Source organism: Mesorhizobium sp. M7D.F.Ca.US.004.03.1.1 (genome assembly GCF_003998635.1).
GTDB classification, from domain to species: domain Bacteria; phylum Pseudomonadota; class Alphaproteobacteria; order Rhizobiales; family Rhizobiaceae; genus Mesorhizobium; species Mesorhizobium loti.
In genome coordinates this window covers 1-1827 of sequence record NZ_RZQG01001084.1, presented here as the reverse complement: position 1 = coordinate 1827, position 1827 = coordinate 1, and the positions used below count along the sequence as shown (strand labels likewise).

Annotated in this window: 2 protein-coding genes and 1 pseudogene; all 3 read right to left on the bottom strand. The window is 61.7% G+C overall.

Going from position 1 to position 1827, the window contains the following annotated elements:
- Positions 1–581: pseudogene (locus EN935_RS34120) on the bottom strand (hypothetical protein); the annotation flags it as partial.
- Positions 578–1300 carry an FAD:protein FMN transferase gene (locus EN935_RS34115; RefSeq protein ID WP_245463028.1) on the bottom strand — a complete coding sequence of 241 codons (723 nt, stop codon included), beginning with the start codon at positions 1298–1300 and terminating at the stop codon, positions 578–580. The pseudogene EN935_RS34120 and the gene EN935_RS34115, both read right to left, overlap by 4 nt.
- A 25-nt stretch (positions 1301–1325) precedes the next feature.
- Positions 1326–1628 carry an FMN-binding protein gene (locus EN935_RS42450; protein WP_245468934.1) on the bottom strand — a complete coding sequence of 101 codons (303 nt, stop codon included), beginning with the start codon at positions 1626–1628 and terminating at the stop codon, positions 1326–1328.
- Positions 1629–1827 lie beyond the last annotated feature (199 nt).

Sequence of the window (1827 nt, the reverse complement as noted above, 5' to 3'; positions counted from 1 at the left end):
GTCCAGTACTGCGACGGATCGCTGGTTGCCAGAATGGTCGCCAGAGCCACGACGACAAAGGTCGAGACAAGATCAAGCCGGCGCAGTTTGCGGACAATGAGCATGCCGCCGAAGAGCACGAGCGGAAGCAGCGGCAGATTGCCGCCAACCCACCAGGTGGCTGGTTGGTCGAGCAGCAGCGCAGACAGCGCCACGCCCAGCGCAGCCGGATTGAAAAGGTGCTTCCGGCCGATGGCGAGAATGAACTTGGATGATATCGCCCAGACGGACGCGAATGCCACCGCCGCGATTCCCTTGATGTCCGTGGTGGCTACCGGATCGAGGATGAGCGCCAGGATGAGCACGGTGATGTAGACGGACTCGTTGTTGGCCGGGACAGCGAAGACATGCGCAAAGACCTTGTTGGTGAGCCAGCAGGTGGCCAGCGCCAAAGCCGTGGTGAAGGCGAGCGCAATCGGATCATGTGGCACCAGCTTGGCGAAGCCGAGCACGAACGCTGCGCTGACCAGCGTGATCAGATAGTAGAGGACCAGCCTGTACATAGTCAGGCGATCGAGAAACCGGTCGATGGTTTTGATCATGGCAGGCAAAGGGCTCCGAATCCGGTTGTCGGTGTGGCGCGGCCATTGGCGTTGACGACATAGCCCTCCAGGCCAGGCGTCTGCTCGATGAAGAGAATGCCGTTCCGGCCCATGGCGAAGGCCGCGGTGGCGAAACGATCGGCTTCGAGCACATCGGCGCCGATGACGGTCAGGCTCACGATGTCCTGGATCGGGCTGCCAATCCCATGCGGGTTGTAGATGTGTTGACCGCGGACATAGGTGCCGGAGGTTGCGACACCGCGCCCGCGGGGATAGACGATCTTTACGACCTCGTCCGCGTTGAAGGGATTGCGGATGCCGACGCTCCAGTCATGGCCCGAAGCGTTCTTGCCGCAGGACTGGACGTCGCCTCCCGCCTCGATGAAGAAATCGCTGATGCCGGCTCGCTGAACGATGGCTGCCGCGTTGCGGATGGCCCAGCCCTTGACGATGCCGGAAGGATCGAGCGACCCGTCGGGCTTGCGAATATCAAAGTAACCGTCCGTCTCGTCTTTCGTCTGCCGCGCGAGAGCAAGCACTTCGTTCATCTCGCCGCTCCAGTCGACGACGGGAACGTCGCCGCGGTTGATGGCCGAGATCTCGCTGTCGGCCCGGTATGTGCTGAAGCGCCGGTCGATATGCTCGAAATAGCCGAAAACGGTCTCGATCAGCTCACCGTTCGACGCGCCGCCAACGTCGACCGTAATGGGCATGCCCATCAAAATACGCGTTTCACGCATGGAACTACGACGACGCTTTCTTCAGCGCGCCGCGCAGCGACTGGATGAAAGCCCTGCTGGTCAGCGTCGCGCCCGAAATAATGTCGACATTGGCGCTTTGGGCGGTGATCGCTTCGTCGCGCAGCATGGGCAGCGCCTGCCTGTTGATATTGATGGAGGTGCGGCGATCGGAGGGGTATTTCAGCACCTTCAGCGCCGTGAGTTGCCCACCCTGTACGAGGGCCTGAATCTGGATGATGCCGTAATAGGCATCGGCGGGCGGACCGGTGTAGACGCCGTCGGCATAGCCCTGTGTGGCGACCTTCATTCCCGCCGGGACAAAACGTGCGGGCGCGTCCGGATATGCCGGCCTCGGCTGCGGGACTGGTATGTAGACGGCTGGAGTCACTGCGAATGAAGGGGTTGATGACGCATGATCAGTGACAGCCGGCGCCACTGGCTGCTCCGGTGGCGCCGGCGATGGTTGTGGTGCCATCCGAACCGCTGTCTTCACTGAATCATTTGGC